This is a genomic window from Brevibacillus daliensis, assembly GCF_021245735.1.
GTDB classification, from domain to species: domain Bacteria; phylum Bacillota; class Bacilli; order Brevibacillales; family Brevibacillaceae; genus Brevibacillus_B; species Brevibacillus_B daliensis.
Map to the genome: position 1 here is coordinate 334,620 of NZ_JAJISB010000001.1, position 21,476 is coordinate 356,095.

Below are 21,476 nucleotides of genomic sequence, written 5' to 3' on the forward strand. Positions count from 1 at the left end.
TTATCACTCCATCTTAATTTTTATGTTCGAGTCGATCCAACTCGTGTAAAATCCCATTAAAGGTTTGAAACATCGCTCCGTATACCAGCTTTGGTCTATCGATCACAATGGTAAAAAGCCCCAATTCAAGTGCGGCCTCCAGCTTCTCATCGACTGAACCAACCTTTCCGCTTTCCTTGGTAACCATGATGTCAACCTCAAACTGTCTAAACAGCGCCATATTTAACTCCTTGCTAAAAGGTCCCTGAATCGCTACGATATTTTTTTGTTCAACGCCAAGCTCTTGACATTTTTCCATGTTATCCAGACGAGGAAGCATGCGGGCAATCAAGCGAATGTCTGGATCGCCAAGCAAATGCTTTGTAAACGTTGCTAGTGTTTTGCTTCCAGTCGTCAGCATCACTGTACCCTTTCGCTTCTTCGCCTCCAGTGCCGCCTGTTCATAATCCTTAACAAACAGGACTGAGGGATTATCGATGTAGCTGCGCATTTCACGTTCAAAGCGAATGTAAGGAACCTCTAGTTGTTTGGCACAAGCCATCGCATTAGTCGATGCTTCTTCGGCAAATGGATGGGTGGCATCAACAATCGTGGTGACCTTGAGCTCTTTAGCGAATTCAACCATCTCATGTAGTGATAATCGGCCAACATTTACGGGAATCTGGATATCTTGAAGACTTTTGGCTGCAGAATCAGTCACAACAGTCGTGACTAATTGATACCCGGCTTCTTTAACAAGCACTGCCAGTTCTCGTGCATCGCTCGTTCCTGCCATGAACAAAATCATATTTTTATCTCCCGTTTCTTCTCATGGGAGTGATCGTGATCGTGGTCATGTTCGTGATCATCATGATCGTGATCGTGGTCATGTTCGTGATCATCATGATCGTGATCGTGGTCATGATGATCATGTTCGTGATCATGATGATCGTGATCGTGGTCATGCTCGTGATCATGGTGGTGGTGATCAAACACCACCAGCTTCCTAAATTGACAGTGATCACAGTTTGCCAGCGCACGTCCTTGTAACGCCTCCATGGATCTATCTGCGACAATTCCTTCTAACTTTTCATGGAATCCAAGTGCTTCGCTCATTGAAGCAGTTACTCCTGTATTCTGCTGGTTAAACGTATCGATAACCCCTGCCATCCGCTTTAGTAAAATGCCTGTAAACAAGAGATAGGGCAGCACATAGATCTGCTTTGCCCCTTGCTTCACACAGCGCGCCAATCCTTGTTCCAAGTCAGGGAAAGTTACACCCATGTAAGCTACCTCTACATTGCTAACCTTTGTCTTCTCCCAAAGGAGCCGGGCAATTTTGCACAGATCACTGTTGGCATCAGAATCGCTGCTACCACGTCCCACAAGTAATATGGCACTCTCTTTCAGCTCTTCCTCAAGACCAAAATTTGTAGAGTGCAACAGACGATCTGTCAGTATTTCTACCATCTCTTCATGTACGCCGATTGGTCGACCATAATTGAACTGTACATGGGGATAACGAGCTTTTGCTTCATCGATTTCATGTGGAATGTGCAGCTTCGCGTGTCCAGCCTGGAACAGCATCAAAGGAACAATTCCAACATCTGTAGCTCCACGCTCAACGATTTTTTTCACTCCCTGCCCAATGGTTGGGCGTGTTAATTCCAGAAAACAAGTCTCATATAACAAACCCTCTGTATCCTGCCTCAATCGCTCCTCCACTCGGGAAGTAAATTGGAGCAAATGCTCATTACCTTCTGCATCACGACTTCCATGACCTACGAACAAAATTCCTTTCATGTAACACTCTCCTCATTGATTTGATATCCACTTTAGTCTCCACATATCGAATCAATCTCTAAAGGACCAGTATACTCAGCATGTCTGAATTGAAGGACTGATCCCACACGCTTGAAGAATTTGTGAAACCGCTCATCCAGGTGCCCCTTGTTTTTATAAGTAGTAACTAGTTGCTCTACAAGCTCGATCACCTGTTCAGCTGGTACACCTTCTACCACTTGCTGACCTGGGTGTGCATTTCGACCAATGCGTTTTCCTCCAAGAAACACATCGAATGCTCCACGTCTATATACCAGTCCTATATCCTCCAAAACCGCTCCATAACAAGCCATGCCACACCCGTTTAAGCCAATTTTCAACTCCTTGGGAACAGCAAGCCCATTGAGTCGTCTTCCTAACTCCTCAGCAATCGGTATCGATTCATCTTTTTCCATGTCACAAAAATCACAAGCCTTAACCTGCACACAAGAATCAACGGGAAGGACTAGAAAACCGACACTTTTCAAGCTCTCTACGACCTCTTCTGGCTGAACCTGAGGTAATCGCAAAAAGATGGTATGTTCAGGAGAATACATCATTTCTCCCTCATTTGATGTGAGCTGTGCCAACGTAAGCATCTGTTCTGAGCTGAATGATTTTTTGGCAACCCCTGGCGATACTTGAACTTCGAAGATTTCTATAATGCCTTGCCTGGGAATCAAATTAGTACTTTGTTTTTTTTTTTTTAATGAACCAGTAGAGTCCTGCTCCTTATCTGCATTTGGATCTAAACACGCCAAAGCTTCCAAAGCGAGATTATACAGGGGAAGGTCAGTTTCTTTCTCCTGTGCAATTGTGCTCGAAGCCTTAATAGAATCTGAGTTTGTTTCAATCAATGAATCTGAGGCGCTCTCTTCCAGCACTGCAACTGCCCCATTTTCCGTCAACCCTTGCGAGGATGTATTCTCATCTCTAAAATCTGGATGGCTATGCAACGCCCACGGCTCCGCTTTTTCCTGCAATCTCTCGTGTGGCTTCAAAGGTTGATCCAATCGATTCAGAGTATATTTACGCTGATAACCACGTGGTGTAATAATTTTTGAATCATAAACAAACGTTGTAGAATTCCCGATTATTACCGTTGTCAACATACCTATTTCATGATTGAGCATATCCGCCAATCGTGTAATGATAACCTGTTCACGGTCACGATAGGCGCTTTTCACTAATCCAACAGGCGTATCTGGAGAGCGATATTGGAGAAGTATTTTTTGCGTCTCCTCAATTTGTTTCGTCCGTCTGCCACTGCGAGGATTATACAGAGCTATGACAAAATCGGCTGATGCCGCTGCCTCCACCCGTTTTGCAATCGTCTCCCAAGGTGTTAAGTGGTCACTTAAACTAATTGTTGCAGCATCATGCATAATAGGTGCCCCTAGCAAGGAAGCGCATGATTGAATAGCAGATATGCCTGGGACTACCTCAACGGACACACCGGTTTGCTCTGTCCACCCTTTTTCTACCAGCACTTCATAAACAAGTCCAGCCATTCCATAAACTCCAGCATCACCACTAGAGATTACACCTACCGTTTGTCCTTCCTCCGCTAAACGAACTGCCTCTATAGCACGGCTTACTTCTTCTGTCATTCCTGTTCGAACAATACTTTGATCAGAAATTAGTTCCCTGATCAAATCAACGTATGTATTGTAGCCAATGATGATATCGCTCTCAAGAATTGCTTCTTTTGCTCGATGCGTAATATGGTCGTGATGGCCAGGTCCAAAACCTATGAGTAAAATTTTTCCTTTTTTCATCTTGTCACCCCGTAGTATCATTTCATTTCATAAAACAAAACGGTCATGACCGTTTTGTTGGACCGCACGCGGTCACATCCAATTTTATGAAAAACGTCGAGACGTTTTTCACAGAAAAAAAAGCACATCTCCTCCATGCCTTACGGAAGAAATGTGCTGTTATGTCGAGTTTACAATAAGAGGATTATCTCTTGTTTTTCCTAATAGCTATTAGAAAATTTACCCGGCATAACACCTCCCCATCTTTCGTAGGTCGATCGGTGTCGTTAGAATAAAGAGGGTATCCTGACTCTTGGATCAATGCCTAGCTGTCTTCTACCTTCCCAGACTAAAATATCCAGTGGCAGAAGACTGACTCCCCAATTACAGTGGCGGGACCGTGTTGGAATTTAACCAACTTCCCCATAACCGTTATGAACAACGGTTTCTTTATTCCCTGTCCTTATGCAATTGTGTCAATCATATACGACAATCCGTTTTTTTGTCTACTTTTTTTTGGTGTCTTTTTTGTAACGTTCTCCCTTTACGTTTCGTATAAGATATTATAGAAGGTGATTAAATATGACAAACCAGCTGTCCTTGGCTATTCTTGTTGGGCTATTTGCAACAGGCGGTTTTTTTCTGTTTAGATACTCTTTTCGGGCTACCGCTGATACAGACGGCAACGGGATAAGCAAAGGTCTCGTTGCTTTTGTTTCTTTACTGTTGATTCTTTTGTCCAGCTCTATCACAGTATTCTTATTAACAGGAATCCTATGGGCATTGGGAGCATTCTTCCCATTTTTTATCGACAATTCAGGATTTTGGTGGCTTGTTTCATTTGCTGCCCTGTCCTTTTTTCTGTTGGCCCTTTATGAATTTCTGATCGAACCATTAATTATCCATGGTTTAAAACGCTTTCGCTTACCTGTTGGGGGTAAATATATTCCAGAAATCATTGTGACGACCTTTGTGTACGATTTGATTAACAGTACCTGGATAACTGGAGTTATGCTTACTTCACTAACACCACTATTTGCAGCGATGGCTACCGTAACGATCGGATATTTTTTAGAGAAATTTGCACCCCTTGACAAAAAATGATGGCACTACTCGTAGCATAAGAAAAACTTCTATCGAAGTCCTTTCAAAGAAGCTGGTTCTTCGTTAGCGGATGTTTTTCATGCGTATCAGGAAGTGATCCTTCGAAGTTTAAACTTTCTGATACAGTAAGAAAAACCATTCTTTCTTCATGAATTAACGAAGAAAGGATGGTTTTTTGTTATCTCAATAAATGATTATGCAACCCTTGCAGTCGCTGTACTTTTAAACAAATGTGGAGCTGTTTGTACCATGTATGACATAATGACAGCTGTAATGATAAATTCAGGTATCATGTAGGTTGCGTTATACCCGATTGAGTAGATAAAAGGATTCATTCCTTCAGGCGCATAATGACCGAACCAATATCCACCTGATATTACCCGAACACCCCAACATAAAGCAAATGAGATAAATAGTCCAATCCAAACGGATGCAATTTTCTTACCTTTAGTCTGATTGCGCATGTAAAAAAAAGCTGCTAATCCCATGAACGTATAAGAAAGCGGATAATCCAAGGCTACTTGAATAGGGTGCAAAATCTCTGCTCCCAAGATTAGTTTTACCAAGCCTACCAGGAATCCTGCAATCATTCCCGCACCAATTCCACGACGGAATGCCAATAATGCAAGGGGAATCATCACAAGGGAAACACTGCCTCCTTGTGGCATATCGAATATTTTTAACTTACTTAGTATTACTGATAGAGCTGTGATAACGGCAATTTCCATCATAACGATTAATCTTTCTCTGTTCATGCTTCAATCCTCTCCATTTCGTATAACCTTATGTAAACAGCAGAGAAAAGCAGAGTTCTCACCCCAGGAGTGGTAACGTTGGATAAGATGTAAGAGAAAATTTTCAGACCCAATCAACAAAAAAACCACCCTGGACGGATGGTTATCATGATCAAGACAAAGCAGTTTCGTTTCCCTTAAGGAAAACAAACTGTCTACTTGAAATATATACCTCTCCCTCCGCTGGCATTACCCAGTTCAGGTTCTACGGTTAGTAACACGTTATGTTACAGTCTCAGCCGTGTTTGCTCGGCTCCCGTTAAGTATTTGCTATGAAATTCACTTACAATTCCTGCATCGTAACCTACTACAGCTTTAACCATATCATATTATTTTCCAAATGTGTAGGGAAATAATGGATTTTTAAAACTTTCTTGCTTGATTTACCGTCTATACCCTTAGTTAGGAGGGATTCTATTGTTTGGACTTCTAGTTCTGTCTTTGATACAGACCCTCTTGTTTACTCCGTTACAACAGGACTTGTTAAACAGTGAGGTTTATATAGAAGCATATTCCAGAATTAAAACGTACATAGCAGATGGGCAATCTATGCATCCTACTATCCACGATCGAGATCACTTGCTCGTACATCGACACTACTATTACAAGCAGCTTGTCAAAAGAAATGATATCGTTATCTTTCAAGCAAACGAGGAGCAGATGTATGTAAAACGGGTCGTCGGACTTCCCCATGAAACCATTCGTCACAAAAAAGGAAGGCTGCTCATTAACGAAAAACCTATTCGTTACCCTTTCAAAGGATTACAAGATTTTGAACCGGTAACCTTAAAAGACGATGAGTATTTTGTAATTGGGGATAATGTAACTGATAGCCTAGACAGCAGAATCATCGGACCGATCAAGCATAAGCAATTGGTCGGTAAAGTAATGCAGGTCATGAGTATTGAAGAGTATGAAGCGTTAGAAAAGGATCGGAATGCTTATGTTACTAACATGAAAAGAATTTTAGGAAAGGATTATCCAGGAGACTATAATCGAAAGCCCAATATAGCTAGTAGAGGATTTTACTAGATAGATTGAAAATGCTATTCCTAAGCGATTACGGCTATTCCACTGCCCATATAGGACAATTCCTAAAGTACTACCTGGACGCATCTTTATGACAAAAAACGACTTTTACAATTCGATAAAGAAAACAAAAAAATGCCCTCTTCTCTTCAATCACCCGAAGATAAGAGGGCATTACATCCTAGCGATCAGATCTTCAGCTCGCCCAGTCGAACCAGTTCGACTACCGCCTGTGACCGCCCTTTTACGCCAAGCTTCTGCATGACGTTCGAAATATGATTTCGGACTGTTTTTTCGCTGATGAAGAGTTGTCCTGCAATCTCTTTTGTGGTCTTATCCTGGACCAGGAGCTCGAACACTTCTCTTTCGCGATTGGTCAATAACGGTTTACTTTGGTCGCTACTCTTCAAAACGGTCCACCCCTCCTTGTGGGCTCTACAGGAACAAGGTTGAGGGATACAGTCACACCTTATCCTATGATCAGAGGTGGGTGTTGGTGCCAGAGTAGCATGCTTTTAGGCTTTTGCCTTACATCGTATGCAACGTATTTGGCGATGTGCTTACAATCTTTATGCTGGTTAGAAGAGCTTATACATATGGGCTCTGGTTATAAGCGGTTTCATATTTTCTTTTCAAGCCATTTACAATCAGGCTAAATCCGAGTATAGCCAATATGAACGCACCAAGAGGTCCATAAAACATCCACGCATAAAATTGGATTGAAGTACGAGATTGTCCGATTAAACCTGCCCATTCATTGGAAGCTGATATAAAAATATCTGGATCATTCTCCGCAATCGTTCCTCCGATAAACAGGTCAAAAATGCCAAGCTGCCCCATTAACGCCATGACCACAATGATTTCAGATACAAATAAAAGAAGAAGCTGTTCTTTTAATTGTGGCAGAACATGGCGCAATATTAAGTGTTCACGTCCAGCACCAAGAGAAATGGCTGCAGTAATAAAAGGAAGCTGTTTGACCTGCTCTGTTTTTTGTCTCACTGACGAAACAATACTTGGAATACCTAATAGGGTGGCAAGCACGACAAAAATAACTGTTAATTGGAAAGGTTCCAACGGTGAGTTCATTGAAATACCTATTAGCATAAAATAAATCGGTATGAAGATCGGTACGTAGCTCCACGTATTTTCCAGACTAATCCACCATGCCTGTTTACGTTCTGCCAATCCTATGGTCAGCCCAACAGCGGTTCCAATGAGTAGTCGAAAAAAAGCGATGGCGATTGTGGCAAAAATGGTATATCTTGCCCCATACATCAGTCTTGTCAACATATCATACCCCCATCTGTCTGTTCCTAGCAGATGTTTTTCATCAGGGGGATAAGGAATTTTCACATATTGCGACTTGCCGTCAATGATCTCCGTACCTGCCTTTAATTGAAATGTAATATCGTAAGGTGCCAGTTTAGGACCGAAGACTGCAATGACTAGAAGAAAAGCGACAATTACACAGCCTGTCCACAATGATATACTTCCTCTTTTATTCATAAATAAATCCTCTTTCGAACAAATATAAAATACCGGCAATAATAGAATAAACAATCCCAATCATGAGAATAAGCGTTGCAAAACCAATTACCGTCAGGCCAAACTGATAGTGGCCAAAAATCAATCGGGTGACACCTGAGATATTTAGTAAGTACTCTACGATAAATAGATTTGCAACTGCAATGGATAAAGCTTTTTTGATATCTGCCATAAAATATGGCTTAATATTTTTATACAAGTGATGAAGCTGTACGTGAAAGCTGCCCATCCCTTTTGCCACTGCGGTTCGAACATAATCCTCCGCACCGATCTGCCGATACTTTATATCCACGAGACGAATTAAATAGAGGGTAGGTCCAACAGAAAGAGTAAAAATAGGAAACCAATATTTACTGAGATCTGTTTTTAAAGGAGATAACGTAATAAGTTGCAATCCCGTTGATTTATACATAAAGACCGAAAGTAAGGTTACCATCAGAATAATGACAAAATCAGGAACAATCGAGATCATATCTAGCAATCTCTTGATAGCATTTGCTATTTTCCACCTTTGCAAAAAGATTCCTGCGATAAGGCTGGTAACAATCGCAAAAAGCATACTACTAATCAATACGATAAAAGATTGCCAGGCAAAGGGCCACAAATCATCTGTGATCTCACGTTCCTGATGGTTTAGATAATAGGTCCCTAGAGAGCCATCAAGAAGATCTGAGATAAACATACTGACATCCACGACAAAACTAGAAGGAGAAAAGATGACAAATTGTTCCTCTGTTATCCTTACTAATGTAGGCAAGCCAGCTACAAGGAAGATAAGTGGGATAATAAATAGTGTTTGCTTCAAAATGCGTAACAATTCAGACACCTCCGCTAATGAACTCAGCTTACTATAGTAGTCCAAAAACTTCCAGTCTATTTTTTTCAGTCAACAAATATATTTTTATTTGGAAACATATCAAATAGCATTTCCTTGTGTTCAATCGGTGTAAAAATTGCAACTGCTTTTCGCAAATCAAGAATACTTACCCCTACTTCATGTTTGCTCAACTGCCAAACAGGTAAGGGAAGGTAGGAAAAAGCAAATACAACATCACCAAATTGACGGCATTCAATCAAACACCGCTCTTGATCATAATCACCTCTTTCCTCCAATAAGTGAACTGGCTCCACGCCGAATTGTTGTAGTAAATGTAAACGATCGGCTAATGAGTCACCTGTTTTTTCCATCGCTGATTTTCTAGCAGATAAGATTGGATAATGTTCTCTAATATACTTTGCTGGGATACCATGATAAAACATTTCCATACCTTCTTTCAGGAGGGATACCTAATAATGTGATTACTTGCTAGGATTGTAAAGGATCGTTTTCTTCATTCTTTTGTGGAGAAAACCAGCTTCTCTTTTCACCCTTCGCTAAAAGTCTTCGCCCCGCAAGGGGTTAGACTGCCCACTCCGCACTATTCATTGGGGAAGCTCAAAACGATGTATTCACTGTAAGACTTGCTGGGTTTCGCTTCTTATTCCCAATGAATAGTGCTACGCTTGGGCGGGCTTCGCCAAAACGCTCTGTGTAAAAAGAGAAGCTGGTTTTTCATGCTATTGGTTTTGGTTTTGGCTTTGCTTTTCTCTGCAACCTAACAGAGGACCTGCTTAGCTACCCAGAGAAGGGATAGAATGTAAAACCATACATACTTAATTCAGTAAGAAAAACTTCTATCGACGTCTCTCGAAGAAACGGGTTCTTCCTTATACAATAAGAAAGAGCGGTTATCATCCACCGCTCTTCCCCATTTTCTTATTCCATGCCACGGTTAATAGTTCTTTGTTGTGATTTGAGACCTGTTACAGTTATCTGTCCTTTCTTTTCACGTCCCAAGAGATCACGTGCCATTACGGTTAGAGTTTCTTTTCCTTCCTTAATCTCTGGAATATCAACTCGAAACTCACCATTTTCACTTATATCACCAAATAAATGTTGGTCACCGTAATAAAAGGATACTTCTGTGTCTGTTTGCTTCACCATTTTTCCAGTAACCTGTAATGATTCACCCACGACATCCGTATAGGTTGGTTTTGTGAACTGAAGCGTCAACGGACTAGCTTGGTTTCCACGATAAGTAACGGTCTTCTCTCCCTGCTGAAGAACGACAGCACCAGAGTAGGCATCTGTATAGGCATGCACCACGAGACTACTACTGTTATTTGCTCCATCAATTCCTTCCAGCAAGATCTTATTTTCACCCTGTTCCAGTGAAACAGGCTGGCTTACATATTTATTTACCGATTTCTCTAATTGATCTTCCTCCCAGGTAACAGCAATTTTGCCATTTACCTTTACCTTGCCTTTATAATTCATATCTCGATACATCATTCGAATCGGAATCACTGCTTTTTTGGTAACCGGATCGTATAGTAAATCCTCACTGCCATCATTTACTACCTGTAAGATGGGAGCTGTTTTATCAACGATCACTCGCTGAGTAAATTCACGTACGTTTTTAAATCCATCCTGCGCCTGATATGTTACGTATTGTAAGCCTTCAGCTAACGATAAAACCGTTTGAAAACGTCCGTCACTCTCCACTTTTACAGGTTGCTTATTGATCGTTAATCTAACTCGATCCATCATTTCTTCCCCTGTTATGGTTCCCCTGACAGCAAATTGAGGCTGATTGGTATTAACTACCTGCTCAAAGATTTCATCAGGAAACTCAATCGCAGGAGGCGTTTGGTCACCTTGTCCATTTACATAAGTAAACGACATGTTTCCTGCATAGTCATAGGCAACCAATGTCATTTTTTTCTTTGGTTGAGTGACAATGGTTTTGCTCATGGTTGGTGCAAATGGTCCGCCTGCTTTTTTTCCATTCACATATAGTAAAAATCCTTGAACATCCTTATCTTTTGTTTGCCAGCTAAGCACATTCTTGTCTAAAGTGGCTGTTAACGTAGGAGCCTGTCGGTCAACCCTGATTGGCATGCTGATCGTTTGCCACTTAGCATTGGGACTGTCATTTTTTGCTCGAATGACAAACTGATACGCTCCATCTGGTGCAGGGACATAGCTACCTTTTTTTTGGGAATACAACATGCCATCCCATGACCACTCTTCTTTTTCCGTAAAGTAATAGGAGGCTCCCTTTTTAGATTGATCATACTTGTTCACCTTGGCATCTTGTACGAGTGAACGCACTTGTTTGCCCGTAGTGTCTGTAACGACAATGGAAAGCTCCCGTGCATTTCGTAAAAAGGTAATAGACGGACCCGCCTTATCAAAATGACCATCACCGTTAGGAGAGAAAGCAATTCGTTCAGGATCAATCAGTATATTTCCATGTTCATCTACACCATTCACACCTAATACATTCTGGTAGCGCCATTTATCATTCTCACGATCATGGTACCATGATGATTTGACTGAACTAACCTTTTCCTGACTTTCCTTTTCCCACATTGGTACATCCATTACTCTCGGTTCATCCCAATCGCCATAAAATCCATAGTAAGGCACACGTAAAGCTGGATATTGTTGCTCTTTTGGTGTAAATAGCAGATAGCCTTCTGCAAAACGATCCTTACTCATGGAATTAGGGAGTGTCAGCGTTACTGAAACCTCTTTACTTGCTCCGGGAGGCACCTTAATGCTTGGCGTAGAAAATTGCAAGGTAGCACCTGGAATACGCATTTCTTTCATGCGAAAGTATCCATTTTCTGTTTTGTCGGTTAGCACACCATACTCATCCGTTAATTGGTACGTGATTGCTTCCTTGCCAAATTTATTAGTCAGCTTCAATTTGAACGTTGTTTTTTTACCGATCTCTCCCAAGGAGACTCCTGCTTTTCCAGCATGATCAGTTATGATGACAGGTGTTTTGGCTGCTTTAACCACCTGCATGATTCCTGCTCCCTGAACTCGTGGAGAATATGGAAATACTTGTTCTGCTTTTTTCGCATCTTTAGAGGAGTCTCGTGGATCAAGCACAGGCATCGCTGTATTCATAACAGCAGCTTTCATCGTTTCTACCATTTCCCTGCCCGCTATGGAATAGCCCTGCTTCTTATAATATTGTTTCAATAAGGCCATTCCTCCTGCAATATGTGGAGTGGCCATTGAAGTACCGCTTTTCACACCGTACTCTTCCTTATTTACCGTAGAAAGAATGCCTCCGCCTGGAGCAGCAATTTCAGGCTTAAATTGTAAATTTGGTGTTGGTCCCCATGAAGTAAACGAAGAAACGGTTCCCCCTTCTGGAAAAGGAAGATCATTTTGAGCAAATTGACCGTCAAATGTAACAGAGATCGCTTTCCCTTTTTTAAGCTTGGTTGCCATTGCTTGTCCTGTTGACTGAAGAATAGAAACCGCAGGAATCATTTTAGTCTCATTTGCACTCATCATAAAAGGTCCAGGTAGATTATTATAAATGATGGCTCCAACTGCCCCTGCTTCTCTCGCCAATTTCAATTTTTCATCAAAAGTAATATCTCCTCGTTCGATTAATACTACTTTACCTTTTACATTCACGTTGTAATCTTCTTTTTTCCCTTTTCCTACATAAATGACTTGATGGGAATTAGAAAGGATCTGCTCAGATTGTAGAGCTAACCCATTGGTATGTGTACCAGCAATATATACGACACGTGGTTGCTCGTCTGCCCCCCCGATTAAAAAACTCGTCCCTGCCAGTGTATTCGCATTAACCGAAGCAACACTAAACGCATCTGGTGCTATACTAGGAGAGCCGATCATCGCATAATCTGGGTTGTTCTCTTTTACTTTTTCACTGCCAAAATAACTGTCATTCCCTGCTGCAGCGACTACCACTACACCGCTGTCTACCGCATTCTTCACCGCATATTGCTCTGTATTTGACTCATCTACGTAGCCAGCAGTTGAACCTAAGCTTAGATTAATGACGTCTGCTTTTTTCTGAATGGAATCTGTTATGGCAAACAGGATCGATTCACTTAATCCTGAAAGGCTGCCTTGGTAGTTACTAAACACTTTCTCACTTAAAAGCTGCGCTTCGGGAGCAGCACCCTTTATTTTTCCATTTCCTGCTGCAATACCTGCAACATGAACACCGTGTTGTGATTCGCCTACATCATATGTACTTTGATTGCGATCAGCCCAGTTATAGCCTGGAATTACCTTTTTGGCTACTCCTGATTTTTGCATGGCAGCTTGTTTATCAACCGGGTTAGGAAAATCAGGATGTTCGCTGTTCACACCAGTGTCCACGATAGAGATAAGTGTTCCCTCTCCTTTTACCCCTAATTCCTTCCATGCTTTATCTGCTTCAATCATTTGAAGTGCACTTTGTCCTGTCTGTTGCACTGCTTCTCCTTTAAAAATGGTTCCAAGTCTCAACCATTCGTCTGCTTTTATAAGGGGTGTATTCGTAGATTTTTGTGTTGTATGCGACATCCATTTTTGCAGGTCTGCGTAGACTTGTTTACGTGAAAGTTCCGGAGCTGCATAGCTTACGGTACCTGATGTTGGAAGCAATAGTGGGAGAATCATTCCCATATAAAGTAGCTTCTTTTTCATTTCTGAGTCCTCCCAGATCCTGATGTTATCTTCATCAGTTTGCCTAAGGAAGCGGGGAGGTATTCGTAAAACCTAAAAGAGATTTCATCTTTTCTAGATAGGTTGGGGAGAAAAAACATCTTTTTTCGCTTGTGCACAGTTTAACCTCCCGCAAGGAAGCATGACAGCCCGCTACGTAATACATCGTGAGGAAAGGGCAACAAGAAGTTATCACCACGATGTATATCATGGGTTGCCCTTTTGTCTCCTCACGCTGCATTACTCCGCTAGGTGAGAGGTTAAAAGGTGCTAATCGAAAAAAGATGTTTTTTCAGGAGACTGGTTTTGTTTGATTTTTTTCTTTCTTGTGTAGCCGTTAGCAGAAGAAGCACATTTTTTGTCCAGAACTATTTAAGGTCCTGCTTAGCTACTGGGCAAAGAGTGCGGAATAAAAAGTGCAACCTATGAGACACTGCGTAGCATCCACATCATTTTGCACTTTCCGCACTCTTTACCCAGTAGCGGACAGTCATGACTCCCTTGCTGGACCTTAACGAGTTCGCAGACAGAAAATGTGCTTCTTCTGCATACCCACTACAGTAGTCATTATTAAAAAAACTCCCCACAATCCACAGGATTTGCAGGGAGCCTTCTATTCGTCTCTAACTTCTCACCGATTAAGAGAAGAAGAAAGATTTAAGCGCTTGTTTTGTTGTTTCTTTATTCATATGAGCGATGGAAGTCGTTAGTGGAATGCCTTTAGGACAAGACATTACGCAGTTTTGCGAGTTACCGCAATAGCTGATACCGCCTTCATCCATCAATGTTTCCAAACGCTCTGCTTTGTTCATTTTACCTGTAGGATGCTCATTGAACAGACGAACCTGGGAAATGGCAAACGGACCGATAAACGGAGATTTGTCATTCACGTTCGGACAAGCCTCAAGGCATACCCCACAAGTCATACATTTGGACAATTCATATGCCCATTGACGATCAACTTCTGGCATACGTGGTCCAGGACCAAGATTATGTGTACCATCGATTGGAATCCAAGCTTTAACACGTTTCAGTGCATCAAACATGCGGCTACGGTCAATTGTTAAGTCACGTTGCACAGGGAAAGTTGTCATTGGTTCTATACGGATTGGTTGTTCCAATTTATCAATCAGAGCTGAACAGGCTTGGCGTGGTTTACCATTGATAACCATGGAACAAGCTCCACATACTTCTTCCAGACAGTTGGATTCCCAGATAACCGGTTTGGTTTTTTGACCTTGAGCATTGACCGGTGTACGCTGGATTTCCATCAGTGCTGAGATAACGTTCATCCCGATGCGATACGGAATTTTGAATTCTTCTTTATAAGGAGTGGAATCAGGCGTATCCTGACGGGTCACTATCAGATGGACCAGTTTTTCTGCCATGAGTTAGTTCGCTCCTTTCTTCTTACTTGTGTAGTCACGCTTACGTGGTGGAATCAAGGAAACATCAATATCTTCATAATAGATTTCAGGCGCAGTTGTTTCTGGATTGAACTTCGCCATTGTTGTTTTCATGAAGTTATCATCATCACGATCTGGGAATTCTGGCTTATAGTGAGCACCGCGAGATTCGTTACGATTCAGCGCACTTTGTGTAACCGCACGACTTAAGACAAGCATATTCCACAGGTGACGTGTAAATTGAGCTCCTGCATTGCTCCATTCTTGTGTGTCGTTGATGTTGATATTTTTGTAACGCTCTATCAACTCCACGATTTTGTCATCTGTTCTTTGCAGACGATCATTGTAGCGAACAACGGTTACGTTATCAGTCATCACTTCGCCCAGTTCCTTGTGAATCTGATACGCATTTTCTGTACCATTCATTTTCAGAATGTTATCGTACTTCGACTGTTCTTTGCTAGTAAAGGAATCATATAAGTTACTAGGCAAATCTTCTGAAGATTTTTCTAGTGAGTTGATATAATTGATTGCATTTGGTCCTGCAACCATACCACCAAAGATAGCTGATAATAGGGAGTTAGCACCCAATCGGTTTGCACCGTGCTGAGAATAATCACACTCACCAGCTGCGAATAATCCAGGAATATTCGTCATTTGGTTGTAATCTACCCACATACCGCCCATGGAATAGTGAACTGCAGGGAAAATTCTCATTGGTACTTTACGAGGATCTTCACCAACGAATTTTTCGTAGATTTCAATAATACCGCCTAGTTTAACATCTAGTTCTTTCGGATCTTTATGAGAAAGGTCCAGATAAACCATGTTTTCACCGTTGATACCAAGCTTCATATCTACACAGACAGAGAAAATTTCACGAGTTGCGATATCACGAGGAACAAGGTTACCATACGCTGGATATTTTTCCTCTAGGAAGTACCAAGGCTTACCATCTTTATATGTCCAGATACGTCCACCTTCGCCACGTGCAGATTCAGACATCAGACGAAGCTTGTCATCCCCTGGAATTGCAGTCGGGTGAATCTGGATAAACTCACCATTCGCATACACAACACCTTGCTGATATGCGATAGATGCTGCTGTACCTGTGTTAATAATGGAGTTCGTAGATTTACCAAAGATAATACCAGGGCCACCTGTTGCCAAAATGACAGCATCAGCACGGTACGACTTGATTTCACCTGAACGTAGGCTTTGAGCAGTAATACCGCGGCATACGCCATCATCATCAAGAACTGCACCGAGGAAATCCCAGTATTCATATTTCTTAACGAGACCTTCTGCTTCGTATCTGCGTACTTGCTCGTCCAAAGCATATAGTAATTGCTGACCTGTAGTTGCACCAGCAAACGCTGTACGGTGATGTTGTGTTCCCCCGAAACGTCGGAAATCTAGTAGACCCTCAGGAGTACGGTTAAACATTACACCCATACGGTCTAGCATGTAGATGATACCAGGAGCAGCATCACACATGGCTTTAACTGGTGGTTGGTTCGCTAGGAAGTCACCGCCATAAACTGTATCGTCAAAGTGCTCCCAAGTAGAGTCACCTTCCCCTTTCGTATTAACCGCTCCGTTAATACCGCCTTGCGCACAAACTGAGTGAGAGCGCTTTACTGGAACTAGGGAAAAAAGCTCAACGGGCACACCCTTTTCTGCTGCTTTAATTGTTGCCATGAGACCTGCAAGTCCGCCTCCGACAATGATCAATTTACCTTTCGCCATCTTTCCTTCCTCCTTCTCTTACACGAATGCAAACATGGCACGTAGCCCTACGTAGGATAAAGCAACGAACACGATCATGCTGAAAATACTTGCGAAGCGTTGTGAACGAGGTCCTACCGTAATGCCCCAGTGTACCAGGAATGACCAGATACCGTTAGAGAGATGGAACACAGCAGACAGGATACCAACTGCATAGAACACGATCATGAATGGGTTGCTTAGAATATCAGCCATCATGTCAAAGTTAACTTCAGCACCAAACGCTTTTTGAATGCGAGTTTGCCAAACGTGCCAAGCAACGAAAATAAGTGTAATAACACCTGTAACACGCTGCAACAAGTACATTTGGTTACGGTAGTACTTAAATTGTGAATTGTTTGGCTTTCCTTGGAAAGCTAGATATAACCCGTAAATCGCATGAAACAAGATTGGCAAATAGATGAGACCAAACTCTAAAAAAAGTAGGAATGGTGCATGTTCAATCATTTGTACCGCTGAGTTAAACGCTTCCGGACCTTTTGTTGCTTGAAAGTTAGCTGTCAAATGAAAGACAACAAACAATCCGATCGGAAACAAGCCTAAAAGTGTGTGAAGCTTGTGAAGAGCAAAGCTTTTCTTGTTTGCCATACATGGGTCCCCCCTTCAATGATGTGTGGATATTGTTATCTCCTTGCTGATTTTGCCTGCCCCAGCAAGGGCGGGCTTCAGACACAATTCCGACCTTTTCTGCTTTGGAAGAACGCCTTAACCCTCGTTCAAAAATCACTCTCACAATCACGTAATTTTACTAAATAATAAATGTTTACGAAATGATTATAAAAGTCTGTCAATCCAAAACATAAAGAGTACGCTCAAATGTGTCGAAAGATAGAAGAAAGATTGGAAATTATGTGACCAAAAACAATTGTACTCCTCAGTCTTGGGAGCGTCAAGGTCATGAATAGACTTAATACAATGTTGAATTTGTTTTAATCTATTTTCATTAATGACCTCTCTATACTTTTAACCATCTTAAAAATACATAACTAAGTCATTTTTATGAACATAGATTCATAGACTAGAGTACAAAGGACGAGAAAGCAGGGGAGAATATGAGACAAGCATCGGATCAACTGCACAATGTTCTAGAAAACCTTACACCAGAGCAGCAGCGCCAAGTAAGCCAAATCAACATGCCGTATCTTGGCTATCTATTTTTTCGAGAAACGATTACGCAAGCCTTATTAGGAGAGAGTGAAGCTGCCATTTTATATTGGATGGGAAAAGATGTCGGGGCAAAACTAGTACCTCAGAGTCCTGATGAAATTATTTTCAGCTTTATCAGATTGGGGCTTGGACAGCTAGATCCCACGACTATAGATCTTGATACAATCTCTCTTGTTTATGAATTACGCCACGATTCCTTTCAAATGAGGAAAAGAGAGAGACTAGAGCGTTCCTTGCAATTTGAAGCAGGTATTCTTGCAGGGGCATTCAGCACTTTGCTTCAACAAGAAGTAGAAGCTAGAGTAACCATACATGAAAAAGAAGTAAAAAAAGAGCCATATGCAGAAATCAGAATATACACAGCATAGCCGCGAAATCTGAAATCTTGTATGGCTCTTATTATAATGAAGAAAATTTTTGGAAGAACTGGGTTAACTCATCAATCATTGACCAATTAATTGCGAACTCTCTACTTCTTTTCTCACTGGAAAATACGGCCCCACCAACTGAGCCATCGTTTCGAATTCAACTAAAAAACCATCATGCCCATAAATAGAATCAATCGTGTAAAAATCCACGTCTTTCCCCTGTTGCTTCAAGGTGGAGGAGAGCCACATCTGATGCTGGACTGGATAAAGCAAGTCATTCGCGATAGAGATACAAACGATTTTTGCTTGTATTTGATCTAAAGCCTCTTCAAGACCATTACGTCCACGCCCAATATCATGGGTATCCATTGCCTTCAATAAATATAAGTAACTGTTGGCATCAAAACGTTGTACCAACTTGTCACCTTGGTAGCGCAAATAGCTTTCAACTTCAAAAGTAGTTTCCGTCAGATTATCGTGCTCCATACGCTGTCTGGTACGACCAAAGCGTTCCTCAAAAAGCTCAGCTGTTCGATACGTAATCATCCCAACCATACGAGCTGTAGATAATCCACGTATAGGGCCTGGCTCTGGATAATAATGTCCGCCCCTCCAATCTGGATCGTTACGGATTGCTTGACGAGCCACATCATTATAAGCAATCGCCATTGCTGAAAGATGGGCACATGTGGCAATAGGCATAACCAACTCCATCATGGTAGGGTATTGTACTGCCCATTCATACACCTGCATACCACCCATCGAACCACCAATTACTGCATACAATTTGGTAATACCCAGTTGTTCTACTAATTTATATTGAGCTTTTACCATGTCACGCACGCTTACAACAGGAAAAGAAGTCCCATATGGCTTACCTGTAGCTGGGTTGATACTGGCTGGACCTGTTGAGCCATAACAACCTCCTAGAACATTACTACAAATAACATAATATTGATTGGTATCTACTGCTTTTCCTGGACCGATCAAACCATCCCACCATCCAGGTTTATCTCCGTCTCGCACCGCTTGGCTGTCTCCAGTTAAAGCATGACAGACCAAGATCGCATTGGACCGCTTAGCATCGTAGGTTCCGCTTGTTGTATATCCCAATTCCACATGAGATAAAACCTCACCACACTCTAGCTCCAGGTCATGAATCGTCGCTGTTTTCAATGCAATTCCTCCTATTTCCTACTTGTCGCCATCCTGCGTCCCATTTATAGATAATGAACAATGATGAGCGCTAAGCTTCATGTCCAGTTGATTTCCTACACGCTGCAAAATGGACCTAACCGCTTTGTTAGATCACAAAATGATTTTTCTGTACTCATCCTTGAATTGCTACCCCATTCATCTAGAAACGGGTTGCCTGAATGCGAAAAACTGTCTTTATTTGCAAAACAAAACGATCATGACCGTTTTGTTGGACCGCAAGCGGTCACATCTAATTTTATAAACGTCGCGACGTTTTTCACGAAAAAAAACCCTCTTCGCAGGGAAGAGGGGGATTATTTAGGAACATTTACCCACTCTTATCTGCCAGACAATTAGCCTGCTGGATTTAGCACCTCTCCGCTTTTTACACGGGGTTGCCGGGTTTCATAGGGCCAGTCCCTCCACCACTCTTGATAAGAGAATCATATGCAATTTTCATAATCATACTTTGACAGTAAGGAATTGTCAATCTATTTTGACTTAATACATCCTTATAACGTTACATAGAAACTCCCTTGTAGCCTCGATTGGCTTTCAAGGGAGTTTCTATTACAAGCAGTTATCCGTGCACAACTGCTTCTTGTACATCCAGCCCAAAAGATCGATGAAGAGTAGATACAGCAAGCGAAATCTGATCCCGTGGGATGACGCAAGAAACTTTGATATCTGAGGTGGATACCATACGAATCAGGATATTTTGTTCAGATAAATGTGAGAACATATCTGCCGCTACGCCTGGGTTCGTAATCATACCTGCTCCGACAATAGAAACCTTGGCAAGATCATCTTCATACTCTACAGACTCAAATCCAAGATCCTCCTGATAAGCATGTAGTGTTTGGATAGCTCTCGGGAGATCCTCTGTTGAAGTCGTGAACGAAATATTATTTGCTTTGTCATGATAAGTGCTTTGAATGATAATGTCCACGTTAATTCCGGAAATAGCTAAGGTTTTGAATAAATTGGACAACATTCCTACTTTTACAGGCATTCCGATTACCGTAATTGATGCAACACTTGTATCGTGAGCAATTCCGCTTACCACTTTTCCTGTTTCCATGTTGCTTTCCTCCTCCACGATCGTTCCTTCTTCATCTGTAAAGCTAGATCTCACTATTAGTTTAACTTGATATTTTTTGGCTGTTTCAACCGATCTGGGATGTAAAACACCCGCTCCTAAAGTCGCTAATTCCAACATCTCATCATAAGAGATACGGTCTAGCTTTTGCGCACACGGGGCAATGCGTGGATCTGCCGTAAATACACCTGAAACATCCGTATAAATTTCACAACATTCTGCTTGTAAACTGGCAGCAAGCGCAACAGCAGTAGTATCTGATCCACCACGTCCGAGTGTGGTAATTTCCCCTGTATTACTTGCACCCTGAAAACCTGCAACAATTACTATTCTACCTTGTTCTAGCTCCTGTTTGATACGGTCATTATCAATTTGGTGAATACGTGCTCTACCATGAATCGGTTCAGTGGTAATTCCAGCCTGCCAGCCTGTCATGGAAACCGCCTCGTACCCACGGTTCTGAAGCGCCATGCTGAGCAAAGCGATGGTTACCTGTTCTCCTGTTGCCAGTAGCATATCCATTTCTCTAGCTGGCGGATTTGTATGTAGTTCTTTAGCTAGATCAACAAGGACATCTGTTGATTTCCCCATGGCTGAAACTACGACAATCATTTGATGGCCTTCATTTTTATATCGTATAATTCGCTCGGCAACTTTATGGATGCGATCCGCCGTCCCTACAGAGGTTCCCCCATATTTCTGCACGACAATACCCATTGTGATCTCTCCTTTAGGCTCTGTTGAGTTATTTATTCTTTATGATTCAATAACATTCCATAAAAATAAAAAGGACAACGACAAAGGAGCCTTCATCGTTGCCCATATTGGACATAATCGGACCCTCCTTCCCCTTCATCACGAACCAATCATCATAAAAGAATACTCTTTTACC

The 21,476-nt window shown here is 41.8% G+C and carries 17 protein-coding genes and 3 riboswitches; of the genes, 3 read left to right on the forward strand and 14 right to left on the reverse strand.

The window, feature by feature from the left end; all coding sequences use genetic code 11:
• Positions 1 to 13 precede the first annotated feature (13 nt).
• Genes cobK through cobJ form a run of 3 tightly spaced genes read right to left on the reverse strand, consistent with a single transcriptional unit; the run spans position 14 to position 3,578 of the window.
• Positions 14 to 787, reverse strand: a complete 774-nt coding sequence (gene cobK, locus LM917_RS01715) for a precorrin-6A reductase (protein WP_232695667.1) — start codon at positions 785 to 787, stop codon at positions 14 to 16.
• Positions 784 to 1,782 (reverse strand): sirohydrochlorin chelatase, encoded by a 999-nt coding sequence (locus LM917_RS01720; RefSeq protein ID WP_232695668.1) that lies wholly within the window; start codon positions 1,780 to 1,782, stop codon positions 784 to 786. The genes cobK and LM917_RS01720 overlap by 4 nt, the downstream gene beginning before the upstream one ends.
• Before the next feature lie 32 nt (positions 1,783 to 1,814).
• Entirely contained in the window at positions 1,815 to 3,578 is a 1,764-nt protein-coding gene (cobJ, locus tag LM917_RS01725; RefSeq protein WP_232695669.1) for a precorrin-3B C(17)-methyltransferase, read from the reverse strand.
• A 258-nt stretch (positions 3,579 to 3,836) separates the two neighbouring features.
• Positions 3,837 to 4,025: riboswitch (cobalamin riboswitch) on the reverse strand.
• Between the two features lie 114 nt (positions 4,026 to 4,139).
• Here cobJ and LM917_RS01730 point away from each other — a divergent pair.
• Positions 4,140 to 4,661: a hypothetical protein gene (locus LM917_RS01730; RefSeq protein WP_232695670.1), complete on the forward strand. Its 522-nt coding sequence runs from the start codon at positions 4,140 to 4,142 to the stop codon at positions 4,659 to 4,661.
• 194 nt (positions 4,662 to 4,855) lie between these two features.
• Here the strand turns inward: LM917_RS01730 and thiT are convergent, their stop codons facing one another.
• Positions 4,856 to 5,416 carry an energy-coupled thiamine transporter ThiT gene (gene thiT, locus LM917_RS01735; RefSeq protein ID WP_232695672.1) on the reverse strand — a complete coding sequence of 187 codons (561 nt, stop codon included), beginning with the start codon at positions 5,414 to 5,416 and terminating at the stop codon, positions 4,856 to 4,858.
• Between the two features lie 197 nt (positions 5,417 to 5,613).
• Positions 5,614 to 5,725: riboswitch (TPP riboswitch) on the reverse strand.
• 147 nt (positions 5,726 to 5,872) lie between these two features.
• Here thiT and lepB point away from each other — a divergent pair.
• On the forward strand, positions 5,873 to 6,487 hold the full coding sequence (lepB, locus tag LM917_RS01740; protein WP_232695673.1) for a signal peptidase I: 615 nt from the start codon (positions 5,873 to 5,875) through the stop codon (positions 6,485 to 6,487).
• Positions 6,488 to 6,672: 185 nt separating this feature from the next.
• Here lepB and LM917_RS01745 read toward each other — a convergent pair whose 3' ends face one another.
• From LM917_RS01745 to LM917_RS01780, 8 genes are all read right to left on the reverse strand, one after another.
• Positions 6,673 to 6,894: a helix-turn-helix domain-containing protein gene (locus LM917_RS01745; protein ID WP_003334928.1), complete on the reverse strand. Its 222-nt coding sequence runs from the start codon at positions 6,892 to 6,894 to the stop codon at positions 6,673 to 6,675.
• Between the two features lie 178 nt (positions 6,895 to 7,072).
• On the reverse strand, positions 7,073 to 7,993 hold the full coding sequence (locus LM917_RS01750) for an ABC transporter permease (protein WP_232695675.1): 921 nt from the start codon (positions 7,991 to 7,993) through the stop codon (positions 7,073 to 7,075).
• Entirely contained in the window at positions 7,986 to 8,849 is an 864-nt protein-coding gene (locus LM917_RS01755) for an ABC transporter permease subunit (RefSeq protein ID WP_232695677.1), read from the reverse strand. The genes LM917_RS01750 and LM917_RS01755 overlap by 8 nt, the downstream gene beginning before the upstream one ends.
• A gap of 65 nt (positions 8,850 to 8,914) precedes the next feature.
• Positions 8,915 to 9,292 (reverse strand): hypothetical protein, encoded by a 378-nt coding sequence (locus tag LM917_RS01760; protein WP_232695678.1) that lies wholly within the window; start codon positions 9,290 to 9,292, stop codon positions 8,915 to 8,917.
• 496 nt (positions 9,293 to 9,788) lie between these two features.
• The gene (locus LM917_RS01765) at positions 9,789 to 13,541 is read right to left on the reverse strand and encodes a S8 family serine peptidase (RefSeq protein WP_232695679.1); all 3,753 of its coding nucleotides are present in this window, start codon (positions 13,539 to 13,541) and stop codon (positions 9,789 to 9,791) included.
• A gap of 656 nt (positions 13,542 to 14,197) precedes the next feature.
• Positions 14,198 to 14,947 carry a succinate dehydrogenase iron-sulfur subunit gene (sdhB, locus tag LM917_RS01770; protein ID WP_232695680.1) on the reverse strand — a complete coding sequence of 250 codons (750 nt, stop codon included), beginning with the start codon at positions 14,945 to 14,947 and terminating at the stop codon, positions 14,198 to 14,200.
• Between the two features lie 3 nt (positions 14,948 to 14,950).
• Positions 14,951 to 16,714, reverse strand: coding sequence for a succinate dehydrogenase flavoprotein subunit (gene sdhA / locus LM917_RS01775; protein ID WP_232695681.1), 1,764 nt, complete (start codon positions 16,712 to 16,714; stop codon positions 14,951 to 14,953).
• 18 nt (positions 16,715 to 16,732) lie between these two features.
• On the reverse strand, positions 16,733 to 17,341 hold the full coding sequence (locus LM917_RS01780; RefSeq protein WP_232695682.1) for a succinate dehydrogenase cytochrome b558 subunit: 609 nt from the start codon (positions 17,339 to 17,341) through the stop codon (positions 16,733 to 16,735).
• A gap of 464 nt (positions 17,342 to 17,805) precedes the next feature.
• Between LM917_RS01780 and LM917_RS01785 the strand changes: the two genes are divergently transcribed.
• Entirely contained in the window at positions 17,806 to 18,288 is a 483-nt protein-coding gene (locus tag LM917_RS01785) for a DUF2507 domain-containing protein (protein ID WP_232695683.1), read from the forward strand.
• 75 nt (positions 18,289 to 18,363) lie between these two features.
• Here the strand turns inward: LM917_RS01785 and metX are convergent, their stop codons facing one another.
• Positions 18,364 to 19,464: a homoserine O-acetyltransferase MetX gene (gene metX / locus LM917_RS01790; protein WP_232695684.1), complete on the reverse strand. Its 1,101-nt coding sequence runs from the start codon at positions 19,462 to 19,464 to the stop codon at positions 18,364 to 18,366.
• A gap of 356 nt (positions 19,465 to 19,820) precedes the next feature.
• Positions 19,821 to 19,926, reverse strand: a riboswitch (SAM riboswitch).
• Between the two features lie 139 nt (positions 19,927 to 20,065).
• Positions 20,066 to 21,301, reverse strand: a complete 1,236-nt coding sequence (locus LM917_RS01795) for an aspartate kinase (protein WP_232695685.1) — start codon at positions 21,299 to 21,301, stop codon at positions 20,066 to 20,068.
• Positions 21,302 to 21,476: the final 175 nt, after the last annotated feature.

Bases quoted from the DNA above. Each gene is read 5' to 3' on its own strand.
- LM917_RS01765 (WP_232695679.1), bottom strand. From the start codon at position 13,541: ATGAAAAAGAAGCTACTTTATATGGGAATGATTCTCCCACTATTGCTT.
- LM917_RS01795 (WP_232695685.1), bottom strand. From the start codon at position 21,301: ATGGGTATTGTCGTGCAGAAATATGGGGGAACCTCTGTAGGGACGGCG.
- sdhB (WP_232695680.1), bottom strand. From the start codon at position 14,947: ATGGCAGAAAAACTGGTCCATCTGATAGTGACCCGTCAGGATACGCCT.
- LM917_RS01750 (WP_232695675.1), bottom strand. From the start codon at position 7,993: ATGAATAAAAGAGGAAGTATATCATTGTGGACAGGCTGTGTAATTGTC.
- thiT (WP_232695672.1), bottom strand. From the start codon at position 5,416: ATGAACAGAGAAAGATTAATCGTTATGATGGAAATTGCCGTTATCACA.
- LM917_RS01785 (WP_232695683.1), top strand. From the start codon at position 17,806: ATGAGACAAGCATCGGATCAACTGCACAATGTTCTAGAAAACCTTACA.
- LM917_RS01780 (WP_232695682.1), bottom strand. From the start codon at position 17,341: ATGGCAAACAAGAAAAGCTTTGCTCTTCACAAGCTTCACACACTTTTA.
- LM917_RS01760 (WP_232695678.1), bottom strand. From the start codon at position 9,292: ATGTTTTATCATGGTATCCCAGCAAAGTATATTAGAGAACATTATCCA.
- LM917_RS01720 (WP_232695668.1), bottom strand. From the start codon at position 1,782: ATGAAAGGAATTTTGTTCGTAGGTCATGGAAGTCGTGATGCAGAAGGT.
- LM917_RS01730 (WP_232695670.1), top strand. From the start codon at position 4,140: ATGACAAACCAGCTGTCCTTGGCTATTCTTGTTGGGCTATTTGCAACA.
- cobK (WP_232695667.1), bottom strand. From the start codon at position 787: ATGATTTTGTTCATGGCAGGAACGAGCGATGCACGAGAACTGGCAGTG.
- sdhA (WP_232695681.1), bottom strand. From the start codon at position 16,714: ATGGCGAAAGGTAAATTGATCATTGTCGGAGGCGGACTTGCAGGTCTC.
- cobJ (WP_232695669.1), bottom strand. From the start codon at position 3,578: ATGAAAAAAGGAAAAATTTTACTCATAGGTTTTGGACCTGGCCATCAC.